The sequence below is a fragment of the Telluria beijingensis genome (assembly GCF_030770395.1).
Classification (GTDB): Bacteria; Pseudomonadota; Gammaproteobacteria; order Burkholderiales; family Burkholderiaceae_D; genus Telluria; species Telluria beijingensis.
This window is the reverse complement of the sequence record NZ_CP132480.1, coordinates 2,464,101-2,484,881: the sequence shown is the minus strand read 5'-3', so window position 1 is coordinate 2,484,881 and position 20,781 is coordinate 2,464,101. Positions and strand designations below refer to the sequence as shown.

The following is a 20,781-nucleotide window of genomic DNA, read 5'->3' as shown; positions in this document are numbered from 1 at the left end:
GGTCAACTACTCCTTGCTGGTTCGGGATCCACAGGGTCTTCTTCGCCGCCCGTGAGCAGCAGCAGGTTGACGCCATGCGGCTGGAAGCCGGCCTCGGACACCAGGATGTCCAGGGTCAGGGTCGCCACGTCGTCCGCCACCGGATCGACGTGGAGATCCCTCTCCATGCGCACGATCTTGAGGTAGTGGCCGCACTCGTCGCAGGTTTCGGCCTGCACCGATGCCTGCGCCGTATCCTCGGTCGCGCCATCGGTGGCCACCGCCTGCAGCGAGTGGTAGTGGATGCCCTTGGTGCTCTGGCAGTGGCTGCACTTGACCCGCACCATATGCCACTGCGTCGAGCACAGCGCGCAATTCAGGTAGCGGAAGTTGCTGCCGCTGGCGTCCAGCCGCGTGACGGAGGACGTCGGCAGGCTGCCGCAGCACGGGCACAAGGTCGCATCGAGCGTGCGCCCGAACGGTTCCTGGCGCGCCGCGCCGTGGGCCTGCTGCACGGCCAGCACCATATGCGTCCAGTAGACCTGCAGGCCGGCCGCCACCAGCGGCGCCGCACTCATGTCCAGGCCGGCCGCGCCTTGCAGCAGCAGTTCGGCCTGGCCTTCGAGATGGGCATCGTCCTGAGCCAGCAAGGCCTGCACCGCGGCCTGGGCCGGGCTGCCCGCGAGGCGCGGGACCATCAGCTCCAGCATGCGGCGCAAGGCCCCACGCCAGGCCGGGTCACGCGGCCACAGCGGCGCCGGCAGCGGCGCCTGGGCGGCGCGGCCGGCGGCCAGCAGGTCGTCGGCGCTGGGCAGCGCCACGTCGGGATAGTCCTGCAGGACTTCATGCTGTACGTGCGCCAGTTCGGCGGCGAACAGCAGGAAGTCGCGCATCGCATGCCCGGCCGCCAGCTCGCGCAGGCGGGTTTCACGGGTGGCGAACAGCTCTGCCCTGCTTGGCAAGTGCAGGTAGGGCATCTGCTGCCCGGACCGGACCGCGATTTCTTCCGGGCTGAGCAGCGGTGTTGCTTTGGAAACACTCATGGAACAGGGAGGTCCTTATGGTTGCTTGCGCGTGGCATTGTCGCGCGTGGCTTGGGTGACTTCCTTATACCACAGCGGATGGTGCGACTTGGCCCAGTCCTCGTGCACGGTGCCGCGGGTCATGGCGCGGAACGAGCCCTTGACCCAGATGGCCGCATACACATGGACGATCACGCTCAGCACCAGCACCAGGGCCGCCACCGCATGCACCAGCATGGCGATGCGGCGCAGCGGAATCGGGAAGAAGTCCGCGAACCACGGCTGCCAGAACATGAAGCCGGTGATCAAGAGCAGCACCAGGCTGACGGCGAAGGCCCAGAACACGGCCTTCTGCCCGGCGTTGTACTTGTGCACCGGCGGCAAGGCGTGCTCGTTGCCCGTCTTGATCAGCTCGGGCGACTTCTTGACCCATTCCGTATCGGCCTTGGTCCAGAAGTTGTCCCGCACCACGGCGAAGAACAGGAACACGAAGCCCAGCACCATGAACAATCCGAAGAACGGATGCAGGATGCGGGTCCACTGGCCACCGCCGAAGAAGGCAGTGAAGAAGTACATCGAAGGATGGAACAGTGCCAGCCCGGTCAGGCCCGCGCAGATGAACAGCAGGGCCACGGCCCAGTGGTTCATCCGCGTACGGTCACGATAGCGAGTGATAAACATGTTCTTCTCCTTAAACGCGGGTGTCGTCACGCTGGTCCGGGCGGGGCGTTGGCTGCACGTCCGGCTCGTCCACATGGGTTTCGATCGGACCGACCTTCATGTAGTGGAAGAAGCCCGCCACCGCGGCGCCGATCATCGCGGCCACGCCCAGCGGCTTGGCCACGCCCTTCCACAGCGCCACGGTCGGGCTGATGGTCGGGTTCTCGGGCAGGCCGGCGTACAGGTTCGGCTTGTCGGCGTGCTGCAGCACGTACATCACGTGCGTGCCGCCGACGCCGGCCGGGTTGTACAGGCCCGCGTTCTGGTAGCCGCGCTCCTTCAGGTCGACCACGCGGTCGCCCGCATACTCGATCATGTCTTCCTTGGTGCCGAAACGAATGGCGCCGGTCGGACAGATCTTGACGCAGGCCGGTTCCTGGTTCACCGCCACGCGGTCCGCGCACAGCGAGCACTTATAGGCCTTGGAGTCCACCTTGCTGATCCGCGGCACGTCGAACGGGCAGCCGGCGACGCAATAGCCGCAACCGATGCAGTTCTCGCTGATGAAGTCGACGATGCCGTTGGTGTACTTGACGATCGCGCCCGGCGCCGGGCAGGCCTTCAGGCAGCCCGGCTCGTCGCAGTGCATGCAGCCGTCCTTGCGGATCAGCCACTCGAGGCGGTCGCCTTCGTCTTCGGTCCTGGTAACGACCTCCGAATACTTCATGACCGTCCACGACTGCGGCGTCAGGTCGCGCGGATTGTCGTAGGTGCCGTTGGTGTCGCCGACGTCGTCGCGCAAGTCGTTCCACTGCATGCAGGCCACCTGGCAGGCCTTGCAGCCGATGCAGCTGGAAACGTCGATCAGCTTGGCGACTTCGGGCTTGTGGGTCCGGGCCACCGGCACGGTCGCCGTACTGGCCGAGCGCGCCGCGATATCGAGAGATTGGAGTGATGACATGACTTAAGCCCTTTCGATATTGACCAGGAACGACTTGAACTCGGGCGTCTGGGTATTCGCATCGCCCACGAACGGGGTCAGCGTGTTTACCAGGAAGCCCGGCTTGGTCAGACCGACGAAGCCCCAGTGGTTCGGCAAACCGACCGTATCCACTTTCATGCCGTCGCAATCGAGTTGCGGAATGCGCTTGGTGACGACGCACTTGGCCTTGATGAAGCCGCGCATCGACGACACTTTCACCATATCGCCATTGCTGATGCCCTTGGCCTTGGCCAGCTCTTCGCCGATCTCCACGAACTGCTCCGGCTGGATGATCGCGTTGGACAACACGTTCTTGGTCCAGTAGTGGAAGTGCTCGGTCAGGCGATAGCTGGTCGCGACGTACGGGAAGTCCTTGGCGGTGCCGAATGCCTCCATATCGCCCTTGAACACGCGCGCCGCAGGGTTGGCGCGGGCCTTCAGGTTCTTGGGGTGCATCGGGTTGACCGGGAACGGCGACTCGAACGGCTCGTAGTGCTCCGGCAGCGGACCTTCGGCCATGCCGGTCGGCGCGAACAGGCGCGACACGCCCTCGGCCGTCATGATGAACGGCTGCACGCGGTTCTCGTCGCCCGGGTTCGCATCCGGACGGATGTCCGGAATGTCCGAACCGATCCAGGCCGTGCCATTCCACTTGACCAGGGTGCGGTGCGGATTCCACGGTTTACCCTGCGGGTCGGCCGACGCGGCGTTGTACAGCACGCGGCGGTTCGCCGGCCAGGCCCAGGCCCAGCCCAGCGTGTTACCCACGCCATACGGGTCGGCATTGTCGCGGTTGGCCATCTGGTTGCCGGCCTGGGTCCAGGCGCCGGCATAGATCCAGCAGCCGCTGGCGGTGGTGCCGTCGTCGCGCAGCACGCCGAAGCCCGGCACCTGGTCGCCCTTCTTGACCACGACCTTGGTCGGGTCCTTGGCGTCCATGATGTCGGCCAGCGCACGGCCGTTGAACTCCTTGGCCAGTTCCTCGGCGGACGGGCTATGCGGGATCTTGTACGGCCAGGCCAGGTTCACCATCGGATCCGGGAAGGCGCCGCCATCCTTGATATAGGCGTTCTTCATGCGGGTGAACAGGTCAGCGATGATCTCGATGTCGGGTTTCGCTTCGCCCGGCGCCTCGGCGCCCTTCCAGTGCCACTGCAGCCAGCGCGACGAGTTCGACAGCGAACCGTCTTCCTCGGCGAAGCAGGTAGTCGGCAGGCGGAACACCGTGGTCTGGATCTGGGCCGGATCGACGTCGTTCGACTCGCCGAAGTTCTGCCAGAATTCCGAGGTCTCGGTATTCAGCGGATCCATCGTCACCAGGAATTTCAGCTTCGACAGGCCGGTGATGATCTTCTTCTTGTTGGGGAAGGAACCGACAGGATTGAAGCCCTGGCAGATGTAGCCGTTCAGCTTGCCTTGACCCATCAGTTCGAAGGCCTGCAGCACGTCGTACAGCTTGTCGATCTTCGGCAGGTAGTCGAAGGCCCAGTTATTTTCCGCGGTCGCGGCGTCGCCCCACCAGGCTTTTTGCAGGCTGACGAAGAACTTGGGATAGTTCTGCCAGTAGCTCATCTGGTTCGGACGCAGCGGCTTGAGCGCGCGCGGCTTGTAATAGGTCTCGATGTCCTGCTCGTTGTCGGTCGGCAGCGACAGATAGCCCGGCAGCGAGTTCGACAGCAGGCCCAGGTCGGTCAGGCCCTGGATGTTGGAGTGACCGCGCAACGCGTTCAGGCCGCCGCCGGCGACGCCGACGTTGCCCAGCAGCAGCTGCATGATGGCGCCGGTACGGATGATCTGCGAACCCTGGCTGTGCTGGGTCCAGCCCAGCGCATACATGATCGTCATGGCGCGGCCAGGGACGGCGGTCGACGCGATGTATTCGCAGACTTTCATGAACTGCTTGACCGGGGTGCCGGTGATCTTGCTCACCTGCTCGGGGGTGTAGCGCGAGTAATGGCGCTTCATCACCTGCAGGACGCAATTCGGGTCTTGCATGGTCGGATCGACCTTGGCAAAACCGTCTTCACCCATGGCGTAGCCCCACGACTTGTTGTCGTAGCGGCGCTTGGTCTCGTCGTAGCCCGAGAAGATACCGTCCTCGAACGTGAAGTCGGGACCGACGATGAAGCTGGCATTGGTGTAGTTCCGGACGTATTCGGTCTGGATCTTGTCGTTGCTCAGCAGGTAATTGATGACGCCGCCCAGGAAGGCGATGTCGGAGCCGGCGCGGATCGGCGCGTAATAGTCGCTCATGGCGGCCGAACGCGTGAAGCGCGGGTCGACCACGACCAGCTTGGCTTTATTGTGATGCTTGGCTTCGATCACCCACTTGAAACCGCAGGGGTGGGCCTCGGCGGCATTGCCGCCCATAATCAGTACTACATCGGCATTCTTGATGTCAACCCAATGGTTGGTCATCGCGCCACGTCCGAACGTCGGGGCCAGACCGGCCACCGTAGGTCCGTGTCAAACGCGAGCCTGGTTATCGAAGACGAGCATGCCCATCGAACGCATTGCTTTGTGCGTGATGTAGCCCGTTTCGTTGCTCGCCGCGGACGCACACAGCATGCCGGTGCTGGTCCATCGGTTGACTAGTTTGCCTTCGGCATTGTTGACCACGAAGTTCGCGTCGCGGTCGTCCTTCATGAACTTGGCGATGCGCGACATCGCCTGGTCCCAGGAAATGCGCTTCCATTCCTTGCTTCCTGGCTCGCGGACTTCCGGGTACTTGAGGCGGTTCGGCGAATGCACGAAGTCGAGCAGGCCGGCGCCTTTCGGGCACAGGGTGCCGCGGTTCACTGGATGGTCCGGGTCGCCTTCGATGTGCATGATGCTGGAGGTGACGTTTTTCGCGCCGTCGCCGATGCTGTACATCAGCAGGCCGCAGCCCACCGAGCAGTACGGGCAGGTATTGCGCGTCTCCTTGGCTTTCGCCAGTTTATAGTGCCGCGTCTCCGCCATTGCCGGCAACGGCGAGAAGCCGAGCGCGACGATGGTGGAAACGGCCAGTCCCGCGCCGCTTACGCGGAGGAACTGCCTACGATTCATTCCCATCTGGTTTCTCCTACTAGTGATGGATTGCGCACGTCGCAATAGACCCTGCCGGGGTCGATGCCCCGGCATGCTGTCCTGTTGCCACGCTGCCGCCGCCAGGCGGCCTGCGCTCCTGCTACGCCAGCGGCCGTGTTACTTGGCCGGCGGCGTCGATTCCTGCGTGGCGCCATCGCCACTGGTCGGTTCCGAAGCGCCGGTGTCGCGCGGCTTGTCCGTCCCCTGGTTCGCGACCACGCCGCCAATCGCCGTGCCGCCTTCGGCAGGACCGGTGCCCGGAATCGTGTCCGGCGAGCTGGTCGGTTCGGTGACGATCGCGGCATGCGGATCGGGATTCTGTGCAGCAACTGCGGCAGGCGACGCCGGATCGGTCGGCGCCGGCGACGCCTCGACGTCGGCCTTCTTGTTGCAAGCCGACAAGGCGAGCACGGCGGCCAGCGTGGCCGCGCTCAGCAAGGTGCGCTTCGTGGTATATGAGGTATTGTGCATTGCAATATCCGTTGACCTTGAGATATATAAGAAATATATATGAATTGATGAACACTACAAATAAGTATTTTACGCAATAGCCCCCGCCACTGCGTGACAGTAGGATTCAATCGAAGCGCCGTCCGCCTGCCGTTGTCGACTGCTCAATGCAGCGACATGCCGCCATCGCCCTTGTGCTGGCCCGGGTGCCGACGAGCTGGTGGCCGCTCGTCCGCCGCCACCCCGGCGCCGGCCTCCTCTGCGGCGTCTGGCGCCCTCCTCTGCTCGACGTTGAGCAGCCGCGTCTCTGCCAGTTGCCAGCCGTCTTCCACCCGCCGCAATAGCGTCGAGCCCTTCATTCGCACCAGGCTGATCTCGCGCAGCGGACACAGATAGGGACTCAGCTTGAGGTCGACCTGGGCCATGCTGCCGACCCATTGGCCGACGTCGTTCAGCAGGCGCTCGCCCGGCCTGGTCGCGCAATTGGCTACCCAGAAGCGCTCGAGCCTGGTCCTGGCGGCCTCGGCGCCGCCCAGCAGGTAGCCGTACCAGGCGAGCAAGGCGCTGATGGCCCCGCCCGAGGTGCCGCTGATGCCGGTCAGCTGCAGGACGTCGGCGGCGCCCCCTTCCAGCGCCGCCCGCCCCTCGCTTGAAGCGAGCTCGGCATTCTTGAACTGCGGCAGCAGCCGGCCTGTCGCCGTTAGGCAGTTGGTCGTCCGCACAGTTCCGCGACGGGTTTGGCGCGGTCATGCAGGCCGGGTGATGATAACGATTTCATCGAAATACAACATTATCAATAAATATTCACCGAAAGCCTCAAAAACCCAATGATTGCGCCAAACATTCGGTGTTATATTTACTGACAGGTTGTACTGACGCCCCTGATCACGGCGCCTGCCGACCGCAGACCCGAGGAAGGAACCCCGTAGATGGGTTCTTCGAACAAAAACGGAGACACAATATGAGACAGTTGAACAAGTCGGCCATTGCCGTGGGCGTCGCACACCTGTGCTGGCTATCCGCCGCGTTTGCGCAGGAAGCTGCGCCGGCAACGAGCGCCACCCCCGCCACCGGCGCCACCCAGGTGGTCACGGTGACCGGCCAGCGCGCCGCGCTCGACAGCGCACAGAAGCTGAAGAAGAACTCCGACGAGGTGGTCGATTCGATCGTCGCCGACGACATCGGCAAGCTCCCCGACAAATCCATCACCGAAGTGCTGCAGCGCGTGCCGGGCGTGACCATCGACCGCACCATGTCGCGCAGCGACCCCGAGCACTTCTCGGTCGAAGGCTCGGGCGTGTCGATCCGTGGCCTGAGCTGGGTACGCTCCGAATTGAACGGCCGCGATTCGTTCTCGTCCACCGGCGGTCGCGCGCTGAACTTCGAGGACGTGCCGCCCGAGCTGATGGCCGGGGTCGACGTCTACAAGAACCCTTCGGCGGAACAGATCGAAGGCGGCATCTCGGGCCTGGTCAACCTGCGCACCGCGCTGCCCTTCGATATCAAGGGCCAGCGCATCTCGGGCAGCGTCGAAGGCACGTATTCCGAACTCAAGAAGGGCAAGGCCGATCCGGCCGGCTCGATCCTGTATTCGAACCGCTGGAAGACCGGCATCGGCGAGATTGGCGCCCTGGTCAACTTCGCCAGCTCGCAGAGCGCGACCCGCACCGACGCCTTCCAGGTCGAACCGTATTATCCAGTGGCCGGCGCCGAACCGGGCCGCACGGTCTGGATTCCGAAAGGCGCGCAATGGCGCACGCTCGACTTCGACCGCAAGCGCCAGGGCACCTACGGCGCACTGCAGTGGAAGAAGGACAATACCCTGCGCAGCCACCTGACCTGGTTCCGTTCCAAGTACGATATGCAGTGGGACGAGAATGCGCTGTTCTCGGCCGAGGGCAATCCGACCCAGCTGCGCGTGACCAACGGCGTGTACGACAACAATGGCGCCTTCCTGAGCGGCACCATCACCAACCCGACCGCCGGCAGCATCGAGTACGCCAACAACGCCCGCACCGCCACCCGCGATTCGACCACCACCGACATCGCCTGGAACATCGAGTGGAAGCCGAGCGACCGGTGGACGTTCACCTCGGACTACCAGCACGTGAAGGCGCGCTCGGAAAGCTTCGACTCGACCGTGGCGCTCGGCACCCTGATGCCCGAGCTGAACCTGGACCTGCGCGGCAGCCTGCCGCAGATCACCTTCAATCCGGCCCAGGCGGCGGCGATGAGCGATCCGAAGAACTTCTTCTGGGCGTTCTCGATGGAGCACCTCGACCGCAGCGTCGCCGAGCAGAAGGCGTGGAAAGGCGACGTCAAGTACGACTTCGACCACTCCTTCCTGCGTGACCTGCGCATCGGCGTGCGCCTGACCGACCGCGATGCCAAGACCATCAACTCGAATCCGAGCTTCAACTGGGTCGGCATCTCGCAGCGCTGGATGATGCCGTGGCAGATCAATAACCTGGCCTACCTGAGCGATCCACGCTTCCAGGCAGCGACCACGGTCAACCAGTTCAAGAACTTCTTCAACGGCGACGCCAGCGTCCCGGCGATCATCTTCCCGGCGCGCTCGGTCACCGCGGGCTACCCCGGCACCTACGCCCAGTTGCACGGCTTCCACGACATCCTGTGCGCCGAAGCCGGCAACAGCTGCGCGCCCTGGAAACCGGCCGCCTTCGGCGAAGCCAACCCGTCCGGCGACAACGAGCAGGCCGAGAAAACCAAGGCGCTGTACGGCCAGCTGCGCTTCGCCTTCGACGAACTGCGCTTCCCGGTCGACGGCAATGTGGGCCTGCGCTACGTGAAGACCGATTCCAAATCGTATGGTTACACGGTCTACAACTCGACCTTCACCATCCCGCCAGGCGGCACCACCGGCCTGCCGGTGCCGGTCATCGCGCCGTTCGCGGCCAGGGAAGACTACGACAACGGCTACCACAACTGGCTGCCGAGCCTTAACCTGCGCCTGAAAGCCAGCGACGAGCTGCAGTTCCGCTTCGCGCTCGGCAAGGGCATGTCGCGCCCGAACTTCGACCAGCTGCAGGCCTACACGACCCTGAGCCAGAACGTCACCAGCACGACCACCGGCAACGGCGCCGAGCAAGTGACCAACGTGACCTCGGTCGGCCATACCGGCGAAGCGATCGGCAATCCGAACCTGCGTCCCGTCACCTCGCGCAATATCGACCTGACCGCGGAATGGTATTTCGCACCGGCCGGCTCGTTCACGATGGCCTTGTTCGACAAGCGCCTGCGGGACATCATCATCAAGCAGAGCTCGTTCTATCAGCTGACTGACTCGACCGGTCGTGTAATCGATTTCAATGTGGCGACACCGGTGAATGGCGCCCGCGGCAGCGCGCGCGGCATCGAGCTGGCCTACCAGCAGTACTACGACCGCCTGCCGGGATGGCTGTCGGGCTTCGGGATCCAGGCCAACTACACCCACGTCAAGACCAAGCGCGACCTGTACACCCCGGTGTTCTCGCCGTGGTGCGGCGCGGGCAATAATGCGGCCAACCTCAACCTGAACCTGAACGGTTGCGACACCGACGGCCGCAGCTTCGGCGACCTGCCGCTCGAGTACATGTCGCGCAACTCGTACAACTTCGCGCTGCTGTACGACAAGGCTGGATGGTCGGCGCGCCTGGCCTGGAGCTGGCGTTCGAAGAGCCTGCTGGGCAACAACAATAACGGCACCAACGGCACCAACGGCGTCGACACCAATCCGGACAGCCCGACCTTCGGCCAGAGCGTGGTCGCCTGGGGCTTGCCGATCTGGGCCGACGACTATGGCCAGCTCGATGGCGGCATCAGCTACAAGTTCAACGACAACTACCGCATCGACTTCCAGGCGCAAAACTTGACCGATGCCAAGTACAAGCAGATCATGACCCACCACGTCGGCGACAAGGGACGTGCATGGTTCGTGACGGGGCCGCGCTACAGCGTGCGTCTCGGCGTGTCGTTCTAAGCTGTCTCGCGCCGGCCGCGCCGCCCTTGTGGACGGCGCGGCCGGCGCGCGTTTCGTTATCCCAGGACTGGATTCATGCAGAACTCGACTTTCTCGTCGCTCGATACCTTCGTTTTCTTCGTTTATTTTCTCGTCGTCGCCGGCTACGGCTTGTGGGTGTACCGGCGCAAGCAGCGCTCCACATCGGCCTCGCACGATTACTTTTTGGCCGAGGGCTCCCTCACCTGGTGGGCCATCGGCGCCTCGATGATCGCCTCGAACATCTCGGCCGAACAGTTCATCGGCATGAGCGGCTCGGGGTTCAGGATGGGCATGGCGATCGCAGTTTATGAGCTGATGGCGGCCTTCACCCTGATCCTGGTGGCCGTGTTCTTCATGCCGGTGTACCGCAAGAACCGCATCTACACCATGCCGCAATTCCTCGAGCAGCGCTACAGCGGCAGCGTGTCGACCATCATGGCGGTGTTCTGGCTGTCGCTGTACGTGGTGGTGAACCTGACCTCGATCCTGTACCTCGGCGCGCTGGCCATTGGCGCCATCGCCGGCATCGATGTCTGGACCTGCATGCTGTTCCTCGCCGTATTCGCGGCCATCATCACCCTGGGCGGCATGAAGGTGATCGGCTACACCGACGTGATCCAGGTGTTCTGCCTGGTGCTGGGCGGCCTGGTCACCACCTGGCTCGCGCTCGACATGGTCGCGGCCAACAATGGCGGCGGCGGCGCGATGGACGGTTTCAACCACCTGCTGGGCGTCGCGCCCGGCCATTTCGACATGGTGTTCGAGCGCGATAACCCGAATTACCTCGACCTGCCAGGCATCTCGATCCTGATCGGCGGCATGATGATCGTGAACCTCAATTACTGGGGCTGCAACCAGTACATCATCCAGCGCGCGCTTGGAGCAGACCTGCACACGGCGCGCAAGGGCATCCTGTTCGCCGCCTTCCTCAAGCTCCTGATGCCGGTGATCGTGGTGGTGCCGGGGATCGCGGCCTTCGTGCTGCACCAGCAAGGCGCGCTGGGCGGGGCCATGGGCAGCGGCGACGCGCTCAATCCCGACCGCGCCTATCCGGTGCTGCTCACCTTCCTGCCCGCCGGGCTGAAAGGCATCGCGTTCGCCGCCCTGACGGCGGCGGTAGTGGCCTCGCTGGCCGGCAAGGCCAACAGCATCGCCACCATCTATACCTTCGACATCCACAAGAAGCTGGTCAACCCTAACGTGTCCGAAACCCGCATGGTGTGGATCGGACGCGTGACGGTGGTGGTGGCGATGGTGCTGGCGGTGCTGATCGCGCCCTTCATGGGCATCGACAAGAAGGGCGGCTTCCAGTACGTGCAGGAATACACCGGCTTCGTCTCGCCCGGCATCCTGGCCATGTTCCTGATGGGCTTCTTCTGGCGGCCGGCGACGGCTGCGGCGGCGATGTTCGCCACCATCGGCGGCTTCGTCGGCTCGCTGATCCTCAAGTTCCTGCCCGGGATCATGGACCTGTCGTTCCTGGCGCCGATCGGTTTCGCCGTGCCGAATGCAGCCGGCGTGTACGAGATCCCGTTCCTGGACCGGATGGGCATCGTGTTCGTGGCGGTCATCGTCGGCATGGTCGTCATCAGCAAGCTGTTCCCGAAGACTGCCGCTGAAGCTGACAAGCGCATCGAGGTCGACGCCCGCATGTTCAAGGTGCAGCCGGGCTTCGCGATCGGTTCGGTCATCATCTGCCTGGCGCTGGTGGCCATCTACGCGGCCTGGTGGTAGCCTGGCCCGCAATCAATACAATAAAGGAGACACAAGAATGCATCGAGCTTTGCCGAACACCCGCTGGGCCATCGCCCTCGCCGCCGCCTGCGCCGTCCAGTGCGCGCAGGCCGCCCCCGACGCTGCCCAACAACGTGCCGCAAAGCTGGTGGCCCAGATGACCCTCGACGAAAAGATCGGCATGGTGTTCGGCCAGTTCGGCACCGAATTCCAGGGCAAGGTACCGCCCAAGGAAGCCCTCGTGCAATCGGCCGGCTACATCAAGGGCATCGAACGCCTCGGCATCACGCCGCAGTGGCTGACCGACGCCGGCATCGGCGTCGCCTCGCAGCCGGGCAAGCAGACGCGCGAACGCACCTCGCTGCCGGCGGGGATCGCCACTGCCGCCACCTGGAACCCGGAACTGGCCTTCAAGGGCGCGGCCATGATCGGCAAGGAAGCACGCCTGTCGGGCTTCAACGTGATGCTGGGCGGGAGCGTCAACCTGGCGCGCGAGCCGCGCAATGGCCGCAACTTCGAGTACACCGGCGAAGACCCGCTGCTGGCCGGGATCATGGCCGGCGAGCAGATTCGCGGCGTGCAGTCGAACCACGTGGTCTCGACCGTCAAGCACTATGCCTACAACGACCAGGAGACCGGCCGCAACCACCTGAACGTGAAAATCCAGGATGCGGCCGGCCGCATGTCCGACCTGCTGGCCTTCCAGATCGCCATCGAGCGCGGCAACCCGGGCTCGGTCATGTGCTCGTACAATCGCATCGGCGGCGTGTATGGCTGCGAAAACGACCACCTGCTCAACAAGGTGCTCAAGGGCGACTGGGGCTATAAAGGCTATGTGATGTCCGACTGGGGCGCGGTGCACTCGACCATCCCCGCCGCGCTGGCGGGCCTCGACCAGCAGTCCGGCTACCCCTTCGACAAGTCGCCATACTTCGACGGCGCACTGAAAGAAGCGGTGCAGAACGGCCACGTGCCCGAGAAGCGCCTGGACGATATGGTGGCGCGCATCCTGTGGGCCATGGGCGCGCACGGGGTGCTCGACAACCCGGTCAAGGTGCAGGACAAGTCGATCGACTACGCCGCCCATGGCCGCATCTCGCAGGAAGATGCCGAAGAAGGCATCGTGCTGCTCAAGAACCAGGGCAATGTGCTGCCCCTTAGCCAAGGTCTGAAGCGGATCGCCATCATCGGCGGCCATGCCAACAAGGGCGTGCTGTCGGGCGGCGGCTCGGCCCAGGTCTATCCGCGCGGCGGCATGGCGGTGCCGAACGAGGGTCCTGCGGCCTGGCCGGGTCCGATGGTCTACCTGCCCGGTTCCCCGATGGCGGCGCTGGCCAAGCGCAGCAAGGCGAAGCTCGACTGGCATGACGGCAAGGATCCGGCAGCGGCGGCGAAGGTCGCGGCAGGCGCCGATATTGTGCTGGTGTTCGCGACCCAATGGACGTCCGAGGCCAACGACGTGCCGAACCTGTCTCTGCCCAACAGGCAGGATGCCCTGGTCGCCGCGGTGGCGCAGGCCAATCCGCGCACGGTGGTGGTGCTGCAGACCGGCACCCCGGTGACCATGCCGTGGCTCGACCAGGTAGCCGGCGTGGTCCAGGCCTGGTATCCGGGCACGAATGGCGGCGAAGCGATTGCGCGCGTGCTGAGCGGCGAAGTCGACGCCTCGGGACGCCTGCCGCAGACCTTCCCGCAGTCCGAGAACCAGCTGCCAAGGCCGAAGCTCGACGGCCTGGCCCTGCCCAAGGACAGCCGCTTCGACGTCGACTACGACATCGAAGGCGCCGCGGTCGGCTACAAATGGTTCGACCTGAAGGGCCACAAACCACTGTTCGCCTTCGGCCACGGCCTGTCGTACACCAGCTTTGCCTATACCAACCTCAAGGCGGAAGCGGGCGATGGCGGCATCCGCGTCAGCTTCGATACGCTGAACAGCGGCGCACGCGCCGGCAAGGCGGTGCCGCAGGTCTATGTGTCGAAGGTCGGCGCCGGCTGGGAAGCGCCGAAGCGCCTGGGCGGCTGGGACAAGCTGGCCCTGAACGCCGGCGAGCGCCGCGCCAGCACGGTGGCAGTCGATCCGCGCACGCTGGCGGTGTTCGATGCGGCCAGCGGGCGCTGGAAGATCGCGGCCGGCGACTACCGCGTGATCCTCGCCACCGCGGCCGACGCCCCGGTGCAGACGGTGACGGTGCGCCTGGCGGCGCGCGAATTCGCCGCCGGCGCGCGCTGATCAGCCATGCAGGCCTTCCAGCGCCAGGCGCTGCTGGTCTTCCTGGCGCTGCTCGTGGCCAGCCTGGTGCTGGGGGTGGCCGCCTACCGCCGCAGCTTCCTCGAGATGCCGCTGTTGACGGCGCCGGGCGAGACCCAGGCCGGCTGGCGGATCCGCCCCGCGGCCGCCATCTCGCCAGGCAGCGAGGCAGTGGTGCGCCTGCTCGACGGCGGCCGGCGCCTTCGCATGGTGCTGACCGTTGCCGGCGGCGCAGCCTATCCGCATGCCGGGGCCGACCTGTTCTTCGAGGCAGGCGGCGCGCCGACCCATCTCGACCTGTCGCGCTACGCCTCGGCCACGCTGGTTGCCACCTGCGCGCCGGGCAATACCCTGTCGCTGGTGGCGCCGACCTTCGAGGAGGGCGTATCGCGCCGCGGCGACCTGCTCACCTACCGTTCGCCGGCGGGCTTCTTCGCCTGCAGCGAACAGGGCAACCGGGTGGAGCTCGACCTGACCCGGATGGAAACGCCCCAGTGGTGGTTCGCCATGTTCGGCCTCGACCTGGCGCGGCAAAGCTACCGCCTGGACCAGGTGCCTAAGCTGGCGCTGGGCACCACCTTCCAGAGTCCGCAGGAAGTGCCGATCGTGGTCGACATCAGCGCCCTGGTACTGCATGGCCGCGACCTGCGCTGGCTGTTCGTGCCCGGCGCCGCGCTGCTGCTGGCCTGGGCCGGGTTTGGGCTATGGTTCTTCCGCTTTCACGCGCGGGCCCTGCGCCTCGATCTCCAAGATAAATTACAGAAGGACTTGCCCATCGTGGCCTACCAGCAGCTGTCGATCGAACTCGCCTGTGAACCGCGGCGCGACCGCGAGAAGACTGCCATCCTGCACGCCATCGCCAGCCGCTTTGCCGACGCCGACCTGGACCTGGAAGCGGTGGTGCAGGCCGCCGGCGTCAATCGCAACAAGGTGAACGAGGTGCTCAAGTCCGAACTCGGCTTCACCTTCACCGGCTACCTGAACAAGCTGCGCCTGACCGAGGCGGCGCGGCTGCTGGGCGAGAAGGAAGCGGCGACGGTCTCCGAAATCGCCTACACGGTCGGCTACAACAACGTCTCTTACTTCAACAAGCTGTTCAGGCAAGAGTACGGTTGCACGCCGAAGGCGTTCCGCTCCACCCTGGCCGAGGACGTCGGTGCGGCGCCTGCGATTGCCACGTCCCGCACGATTCCTTCAACTATCCGCATGGCGCCTCCTGCCGGAGCCGGGGCATCGTATGCTGGCCGCTCTCCGTGTTCACCGTCAGAGAGTTGACCCATGAAACAGAAGCACTTCCTCCCTACCCTCTTCGCCGGCCTGCTTGCCACGTCGGCGTCCATCCCGCTGGCCGCCACGGCGCAGCAGCGCAACATCGACGTCGACGTCACCCAGACCAGGGGCAAGCTCGATCGCATGTTCAACCTGTCCGTCGGCGCCGGACGCGCCAACGAAGGCCTGCGCGCCGACTGGCAGCAGCAGCTGGCCGAGATCAGGAAGGACGCCGGCTTTCGCTATATCCGCATGCATGGCCTGCTGACCGACGACATGGGCGTCTACAAGATCGACGCCCAGGGCAAGGAGCAGTACAACTTCCAGTACATCGACGCCCTTTTCGACTACCTGCTGAGCATCGGCATCAAGCCCTTCGTCGAACTGGGCTTCATGCCGAACGCGATGGCCAGCGGCACCAAGACCATCTTCTGGTGGCGCGGCAACGTCACGCCGCCGCGCGACTACGGCCAGTGGGAACGGCTGGTCGAGGCGCTCACCCGCCACTGGACCGAGCGCTATGGCCGGCAAGAGGTCGCGAGCTGGTACTTCGAGGTGTGGAACGAACCGAACCTGGACGGCTTCTGGGCCGGTACCCAGGACGAGTATTTCAAGCTGTACGCCCACGCGGCGCGCGCCGTCAAGCGCGTCGATCCGGGCTACCGGGTGGGCGGCCCGGCCACCGCCGGCGCGGCCTGGATTCCGGAGATGATCGCCTACGCCGACAAGAACAAGGTGCCGCTCGACTTCGTCAGCACCCACTCGTATGGCGTGGGCGAAGGCTACCTCGACGAATTCGGTACCAAGGGCACGATATTGAGCAAGGACGATATGGCGGTAGCCAGTGACGTGCTCAAGAACCGCAAGGAGATCGCGGCGTCGACCATGCCGAAACTCGAGCTGCACTATACCGAGTGGAGTTCGTCGTACACGCCGGCCGACCCGACCCACGACAGCTACCACCAGGCGGCCTACATTCTCAAGAAGCTCAAGCAGAGCGAAGGCGCGGTGCAGTCGATGTCGTACTGGGTGTTCACCGACATCTTCGAGGAACCGGGCCCGCGCTTCGAAGCCTTCCACGGCGGCTTCGGCCTGATGAATACGCAAGGCATCAAGAAGCCGGCCTATTTCGCCTACCAGTTCCTGAACCAGCTCGGCGACACCGAGCTGAAAAATACGGACAAGGATTCGTATGCGACCGTCGACGCCAATGGCAATGCCCAGCTGCTGCTGTGGGATTACACGCATACGCTGCCCGAGGGGATCAACAACCAGCAGTTCTTCGTCAAGGACCTGCCGCCCAAGGCCAAGGGAAAGGTCGACGTTTCGCTGCGCGGCATGAAGCCGGGCGCCTACACGATGACGGTCTCGCAGGTCGGCTACAAGCAGAACGACGCTTTCACCGCCTATATCGGCATGGGTTCGCCGAAGCAGCTGACCCGCGAGCAGGTGAGCACGCTCAAGGCCCAGGCCACCGGCAAGCCGGCGCGCCAGACCGCGGTGACGGTCGGCGCCGACGGCCGCCTGCGCACCACGCTGCCGCTGCGCGAGAACGACGTCTACCTGCTGCAGTTCACTCGGCGCTAGGAGCCGGGCCAGGCATGCGCTCGGCCGCGAAGCGACGCAGGCGCCGGCTGCTGACGGTCAGGCCGGCGATCTCTCCCGCCTCCGTTCGGGTAAAGGTCACCGTGCCCAGGCTGGTGCTGAAGAAGCGGTCGCCGCTGGCCGGTTCCAGCACGGCACGCGCGTTGCGGCCGAAATGCAGGGTCAGCTTGCCCTCCTCCATCCGCGCCACATAGTAGGCGCCCAGGTCGCGGCTGCGGTAGGTGCCGGCGTAGCGCTGCAAGCCTTCCGTGACAACGGGTTCATCCATGCGCTCGAATATGCGCGGCACGGGCCACGAATCCCAGATACTCAGGGTCGCGCCATCGTCTGCGAAGCGCCAGCGCTCGACGCCGTCGCCTAGCTGGAAGGCGTTGGCGCCGATATGGTGCAGGTTCTCTTGCCGAAAACGCGGGCGCAGCGCGCCATCCACCAGCTCGAGCCGAACGATCTCGTCGGTCGTTGGCGACCAGTACAGGCCGGCCAGGCGGGCGACGCGGCCGGCTTCCAGCGCCACCCGCGGCGGCTGTAGCGGCGCCATCCGGTCTTCGAGGTAGATGTCGGCGATGCGGCGGCTCAGTTCCCAGGCGACCGCGGACCCGTTATTGCACAACACCGCCACCGACAGGCCGTGGTCGGGGAAGGTCACCGTATCGGCACGGTAGCCGCCATTCAAGCCGTCGTGCGACACGGTGCGCAGGCCGCGGTAATGCTCGATCCGCAGGCCGCCGCCATAGCCATGCGCCACGCCGCTGTCCAGTATCCCGGACGTCTGCATCAGCGCCGCCACGTCCTTGCCGCCGACCCGGCCATCCGCCAGGTTGCGCTGCCATTCGAGCATATCGCCCACGGTGGTCGACAGGCTGGCAGCACCTCCCAGCGGCGTGGCGATCTGCCAGCCGCCGCCGGCGCGCGGGCTGTAGCCGATGGCGCGGCCCGGAGTCGGTTCGTTGCCGTCGTCGCGGAAGAACGAGTCGCGCATGCCGAGCGGCGCGAAGATGCGGCTGCGCGCGAACTCGCGCTGGCGCATGCTGCTCCGGCGCACCACCACTTCGCCCAGCAGCGTATAAGCCGCATTGGTGTACAGGACTTCGCTGCCGGGCCGGTAGTTGAGCGAGCGCTGTGACTTGATGACGCCGAGGATGTCTTCATCGGTGGTGACGTCGCCGGTGCGCCAGCCGGCCAGCTGCAGCAACTGGCCCTGCTCGCGCATGCCGCTCGTGTGGTGCATCAGTTGGCGCAGCGTGACCGGCACGCCGTAGTCGGGCAGTTCCGGGATGTGGCGGTGGATGTCGTCGTCGAGCGCGAGCTTGCCGTCCTGCTGCAGCAGCAGGATCGAAAAGGCCACGAACTGTTTGTTGAGCGAGGCCGCGTGGAATATCGTGGCCGGCGTAATCGCACCGCCCGTCTCGAGATTGGCGCTGCCGTAGCCCTGGGCGTAGTCCAGCTTTCCGTCACGGCTGATGCCTACCGCGCAGCCGGGCGTGGCTCGATCGGCATACGGTGCGAACAAGGCGTCGACCTGCCGGTGCTGGGGTGTGGACTGCGCCTGGGCCGTTGGCGCCGCGCATGCGGCAATGACGCAAAGCTGAAGCATCCCGTTACGCATGGCGAGTCCCCGCAGGAGGCGCGGCCAACAGGAAGTGATAGCCGGCGCATAACCGAGACTATATGATTAGTCGCCCACGCACGCAATCCCTTGCCGGCCCCCCTCTCTGCTACGGTAAAATCCCGACGGCGCGGATCGCACCGATCCGCCATTCACGCGGCACGGAAGGAACTGGCATGGCCAAGAAAGAAGAGTTGGACGAGGAAACCCTGGCATTCATCGGGTGGTGCGTCGAGGTGGAAGGTTTCCTGGTCGCCGGCGGCGCCACCGTCAGGCAGGCCCAGGACCACATCGAAGAGCAGATCGACTGGTTCACCGACCAGTTCTACGACGGGCTCACGCCCGAGGAGGCGGCCAAGGAAGCGCTGGCCTGATCAGCGCGGATACGTGAAGCCGGTGCGGATATCCATCGGCGCCAGCTTTTCACGGGTGCGCACCATCAGCCGCTGCGGCGGCTCTTCGCCGGCCAGCGCGCCCGGCGCAAACGGCAGGCCTTCTCCCTTGCGCACCAGCGCATCGCAACGCTCGTACACGTTCGGGCAACCGGTGGCGGCCAGCAGCGCCTGCACCACCGGCACCTTCCACAGGTCGACGCCGCCGGCGTTGAACTGGCACACCAGGTAGCCGGCCGCCCCGCCGTAGCCCTGCACCAGCAGGCCCGGCAGGCCGTCCTTTTCACCATCGACCAATTCGACCAGCGCGTCCGGACCGACCGCGTTCCAGGTGGCGGCGCGGCGCTCAACGGCCGCCTGCACGCGGCGCTTGATCAGCGCGTGGTCGACCGCCTCGTCTTCGCGCAAGGTCCAGACGCGGGCCGCGATCTGGGACTTGGCGGTATAGGCGGCGCGCGCCAGGAATTGGCGAGATGACGACTGCACGAGCGCGGTAACACCGATCTTGTTGCGCTCATGCGGCTTGCCGTCGACTTTCTCGATGGCGGACGGATAAATCCAGGGGTCGCCGGCAAGGATGGATTTTTCCTTGCCCTGCTTGATGGTGATGATGAGCATGTGCGGCTTTCGTAAACAAGGGCGGGATGATACAGCACTGCGCCTCGGCGCCGCGCTACCATCCCATCTTTTGCCGCACGAAGGCCGCCAGGCGGTCCGCGTTCTCCTGATGCTGGGCCACGCGCGGGTGCTTGCCGTAGCCCGTGAACGGGAAGACCAGCGTGTCGATCCGCTTGTCGCCGGACTCCTGCAGATTCTTCACCGCCGTGCCGACATAGCCGGGCCAGGGCGAGCCTGGCTTCGTCGCATCCATGCTGCCGAGTGCGCAGACGATATAGGCCTTCGGGTACAGCGCCCGGATGCGCGCAACGAAGGCCTGGTAGGCCGCGATCCGCTGCGCCTCGTCGGGCTCGGGCTGCAGCTTGCGGTCGCGGCCGATCAGCCAGCTGTCGTTCTGCATCAGGTTCACCACCACCACGTCCGGCGTCCAGCGCGAGAAGTCCCAGCGGCTGTCATTGTCGCCGACCGCGCTCAGCTGGTCATAAAAATCCGGCATCGTGAAAGGGAACCAGCTGATCATGATGCCGATGCCGCCCTGAGAAGTGAAATGCGCTTCGGCGCCGAGCTGGCGCGCGGCGATCGCGGCGTAGGAGCGGTAGTTGTTCTTGTCCTTGCCGTGGTGGTCTTCGCCATCGTCCGGCGCCTCGTTGCCCATGCCGCTGGTGATGGAGTCGCCGAAGAATTCGATCCGGCGCTGCGGCCTGGCCGGGGGCGGCGCCAGGGTGCCCTTGTCGTCCAGCTCCATGCCAAGGAAGGCGGTGGCGCCCTCCTCTCCCTCGGTGCGCTTGGTGAGCAGTACCCGATGCGCGCCGGGCGCCAGGCCATTGGCGACCAGGTAGCTCTTCTTCCCCTTGTCCAGCTTCAGGATGATCGGCCGCTCGGTATCGCCGTCAAGGAAGACGTTGTAGTAATTCTTGCCATGCTGGTCGTCGAGCACGATGGCCAGCGAGGTGCCGGTGAAGGTCGCGGCCACCGACGTGCCGGGCCAGCTCAATACCGGCGCGCGGCGGTCGCCGAAGTCGATGCGGCCGGTGTACTGCAGGTGCTCGTGGTCCGGCGCGACCGTGTCGATCGCATGGGCCGGCGCGATGGCAAGCAGGCCGGTCAATACGAGGCCGGCTGCGAAAGAATGAATGTTCATGTGCGT

General features: G+C 65.1%; 15 protein-coding genes. 6 read left to right on the top strand and 9 right to left on the bottom strand.

Annotated features, from left to right (window positions below; translation table 11 throughout):
• Window positions 1–2: 2 nt before the first annotated feature.
• The 6 genes from fdhE to Q9246_RS11020 all read right to left on the bottom strand — a co-directional run bounded on the left by fdhE (window position 3) and on the right by Q9246_RS11020 (window position 6,884).
• Entirely contained in the window at window positions 3–1,022 is a 1,020-nt protein-coding gene (gene fdhE / locus Q9246_RS11045; protein WP_306397593.1) for a formate dehydrogenase accessory protein FdhE, read from the bottom strand.
• A 15-nt stretch (window positions 1,023–1,037) separates the two neighbouring features.
• Window positions 1,038–1,682, bottom strand: a complete 645-nt coding sequence (locus Q9246_RS11040) for a formate dehydrogenase subunit gamma (RefSeq protein WP_306397592.1) — start codon at window positions 1,680–1,682, stop codon at window positions 1,038–1,040.
• 10 nt (window positions 1,683–1,692) lie between these two features.
• On the bottom strand, window positions 1,693–2,622 hold the full coding sequence (gene fdxH / locus Q9246_RS11035; RefSeq protein WP_306397591.1) for a formate dehydrogenase subunit beta: 930 nt from the start codon (window positions 2,620–2,622) through the stop codon (window positions 1,693–1,695).
• A 3-nt stretch (window positions 2,623–2,625) separates the two neighbouring features.
• Window positions 2,626–5,697 (bottom strand): formate dehydrogenase-N subunit alpha, encoded by a 3,072-nt coding sequence (gene fdnG, locus Q9246_RS11030; protein ID WP_306397590.1) that lies wholly within the window; start codon window positions 5,695–5,697, stop codon window positions 2,626–2,628.
• A gap of 132 nt (window positions 5,698–5,829) precedes the next feature.
• On the bottom strand, window positions 5,830–6,183 hold the full coding sequence (locus Q9246_RS11025) for a hypothetical protein (protein ID WP_306397589.1): 354 nt from the start codon (window positions 6,181–6,183) through the stop codon (window positions 5,830–5,832).
• 143 nt (window positions 6,184–6,326) lie between these two features.
• Window positions 6,327–6,884: a patatin-like phospholipase domain-containing protein gene (locus Q9246_RS11020; protein ID WP_306397588.1), complete on the bottom strand. Its 558-nt coding sequence runs from the start codon at window positions 6,882–6,884 to the stop codon at window positions 6,327–6,329.
• 239 nt (window positions 6,885–7,123) lie between these two features.
• On the opposite strand from Q9246_RS11020, the gene Q9246_RS11015 reads away from it, so the two are divergent.
• From Q9246_RS11015 to Q9246_RS10995, 5 genes are all read left to right on the top strand, one after another.
• Window positions 7,124–10,141: a TonB-dependent receptor gene (locus tag Q9246_RS11015; RefSeq protein ID WP_306397587.1), complete on the top strand. Its 3,018-nt coding sequence runs from the start codon at window positions 7,124–7,126 to the stop codon at window positions 10,139–10,141.
• A 75-nt stretch (window positions 10,142–10,216) separates the two neighbouring features.
• Complete coding sequence (locus Q9246_RS11010) at window positions 10,217–11,896, top strand: sodium:solute symporter family transporter (protein ID WP_306397586.1); 1,680 nt, start codon at window positions 10,217–10,219, stop codon at window positions 11,894–11,896.
• A 37-nt stretch (window positions 11,897–11,933) separates the two neighbouring features.
• Window positions 11,934–14,126 (top strand): beta-glucosidase family protein, encoded by a 2,193-nt coding sequence (locus Q9246_RS11005; RefSeq protein WP_306397585.1) that lies wholly within the window; start codon window positions 11,934–11,936, stop codon window positions 14,124–14,126.
• 6 nt (window positions 14,127–14,132) lie between these two features.
• Window positions 14,133–15,419, top strand: a complete 1,287-nt coding sequence (locus Q9246_RS11000) for a helix-turn-helix domain-containing protein (protein WP_306397584.1) — start codon at window positions 14,133–14,135, stop codon at window positions 15,417–15,419.
• A gap of 3 nt (window positions 15,420–15,422) precedes the next feature.
• Window positions 15,423–17,000, top strand: coding sequence for a GH39 family glycosyl hydrolase (locus Q9246_RS10995; protein ID WP_306397583.1), 1,578 nt, complete (start codon window positions 15,423–15,425; stop codon window positions 16,998–17,000).
• Here the strand turns inward: Q9246_RS10995 and Q9246_RS10990 are convergent.
• Window positions 16,987–18,612 carry a serine hydrolase gene (locus Q9246_RS10990; RefSeq protein WP_306397582.1) on the bottom strand — a complete coding sequence of 542 codons (1,626 nt, stop codon included), beginning with the start codon at window positions 18,610–18,612 and terminating at the stop codon, window positions 16,987–16,989. The two genes, Q9246_RS10995 and Q9246_RS10990, sit on opposite strands and share 14 nt — an antisense overlap.
• A 188-nt stretch (window positions 18,613–18,800) precedes the next feature.
• Here Q9246_RS10990 and Q9246_RS10985 point away from each other — a divergent pair, with 188 nt between their 5' ends.
• A complete protein-coding gene (locus Q9246_RS10985) occupies window positions 18,801–18,998 on the top strand; it encodes a hypothetical protein (protein ID WP_306397581.1) in 198 nt (65 codons plus the stop codon).
• On the opposite strand, the gene Q9246_RS10980 is transcribed toward Q9246_RS10985, so the two are convergent.
• Window positions 18,999–19,634, bottom strand: a complete 636-nt coding sequence (locus Q9246_RS10980) for a class I SAM-dependent rRNA methyltransferase (RefSeq protein ID WP_306397580.1) — start codon at window positions 19,632–19,634, stop codon at window positions 18,999–19,001. It lies immediately after the preceding gene.
• A gap of 55 nt (window positions 19,635–19,689) precedes the next feature.
• Window positions 19,690–20,775: an SGNH/GDSL hydrolase family protein gene (locus Q9246_RS10975; RefSeq protein ID WP_306397579.1), complete on the bottom strand. Its 1,086-nt coding sequence runs from the start codon at window positions 20,773–20,775 to the stop codon at window positions 19,690–19,692.
• Between the last annotated feature and the right edge of the window lie 6 nt (window positions 20,776–20,781).

Coding starts and splice junctions, on each gene's coding strand:
- fdhE (WP_306397593.1), bottom strand. CDS start 1,022: ATGAGTGTTTCCAAAGCAACACCGCTGCTCAGCCCGGAAGAAATCGCG.
- Q9246_RS11040 (WP_306397592.1), bottom strand. CDS start 1,682: ATGTTTATCACTCGCTATCGTGACCGTACGCGGATGAACCACTGGGCC.
- fdxH (WP_306397591.1), bottom strand. CDS start 2,622: ATGTCATCACTCCAATCTCTCGATATCGCGGCGCGCTCGGCCAGTACG.
- Q9246_RS11025 (WP_306397589.1), bottom strand. CDS start 6,183: ATGCACAATACCTCATATACCACGAAGCGCACCTTGCTGAGCGCGGCC.
- Q9246_RS11015 (WP_306397587.1), top strand. CDS start 7,124: ATGAGACAGTTGAACAAGTCGGCCATTGCCGTGGGCGTCGCACACCTG.
- Q9246_RS11010 (WP_306397586.1), top strand. CDS start 10,217: ATGCAGAACTCGACTTTCTCGTCGCTCGATACCTTCGTTTTCTTCGTT.
- Q9246_RS11005 (WP_306397585.1), top strand. CDS start 11,934: ATGCATCGAGCTTTGCCGAACACCCGCTGGGCCATCGCCCTCGCCGCC.
- Q9246_RS11000 (WP_306397584.1), top strand. CDS start 14,133: ATGCAGGCCTTCCAGCGCCAGGCGCTGCTGGTCTTCCTGGCGCTGCTC.
- Q9246_RS10995 (WP_306397583.1), top strand. CDS start 15,423: ATGAAACAGAAGCACTTCCTCCCTACCCTCTTCGCCGGCCTGCTTGCC.
- Q9246_RS10990 (WP_306397582.1), bottom strand. CDS start 18,612: ATGCTTCAGCTTTGCGTCATTGCCGCATGCGCGGCGCCAACGGCCCAG.
- Q9246_RS10985 (WP_306397581.1), top strand. CDS start 18,801: ATGGCCAAGAAAGAAGAGTTGGACGAGGAAACCCTGGCATTCATCGGG.
- Q9246_RS10980 (WP_306397580.1), bottom strand. CDS start 19,634: ATGCTCATCATCACCATCAAGCAGGGCAAGGAAAAATCCATCCTTGCC.
- Q9246_RS10975 (WP_306397579.1), bottom strand. CDS start 20,775: ATGAACATTCATTCTTTCGCAGCCGGCCTCGTATTGACCGGCCTGCTT.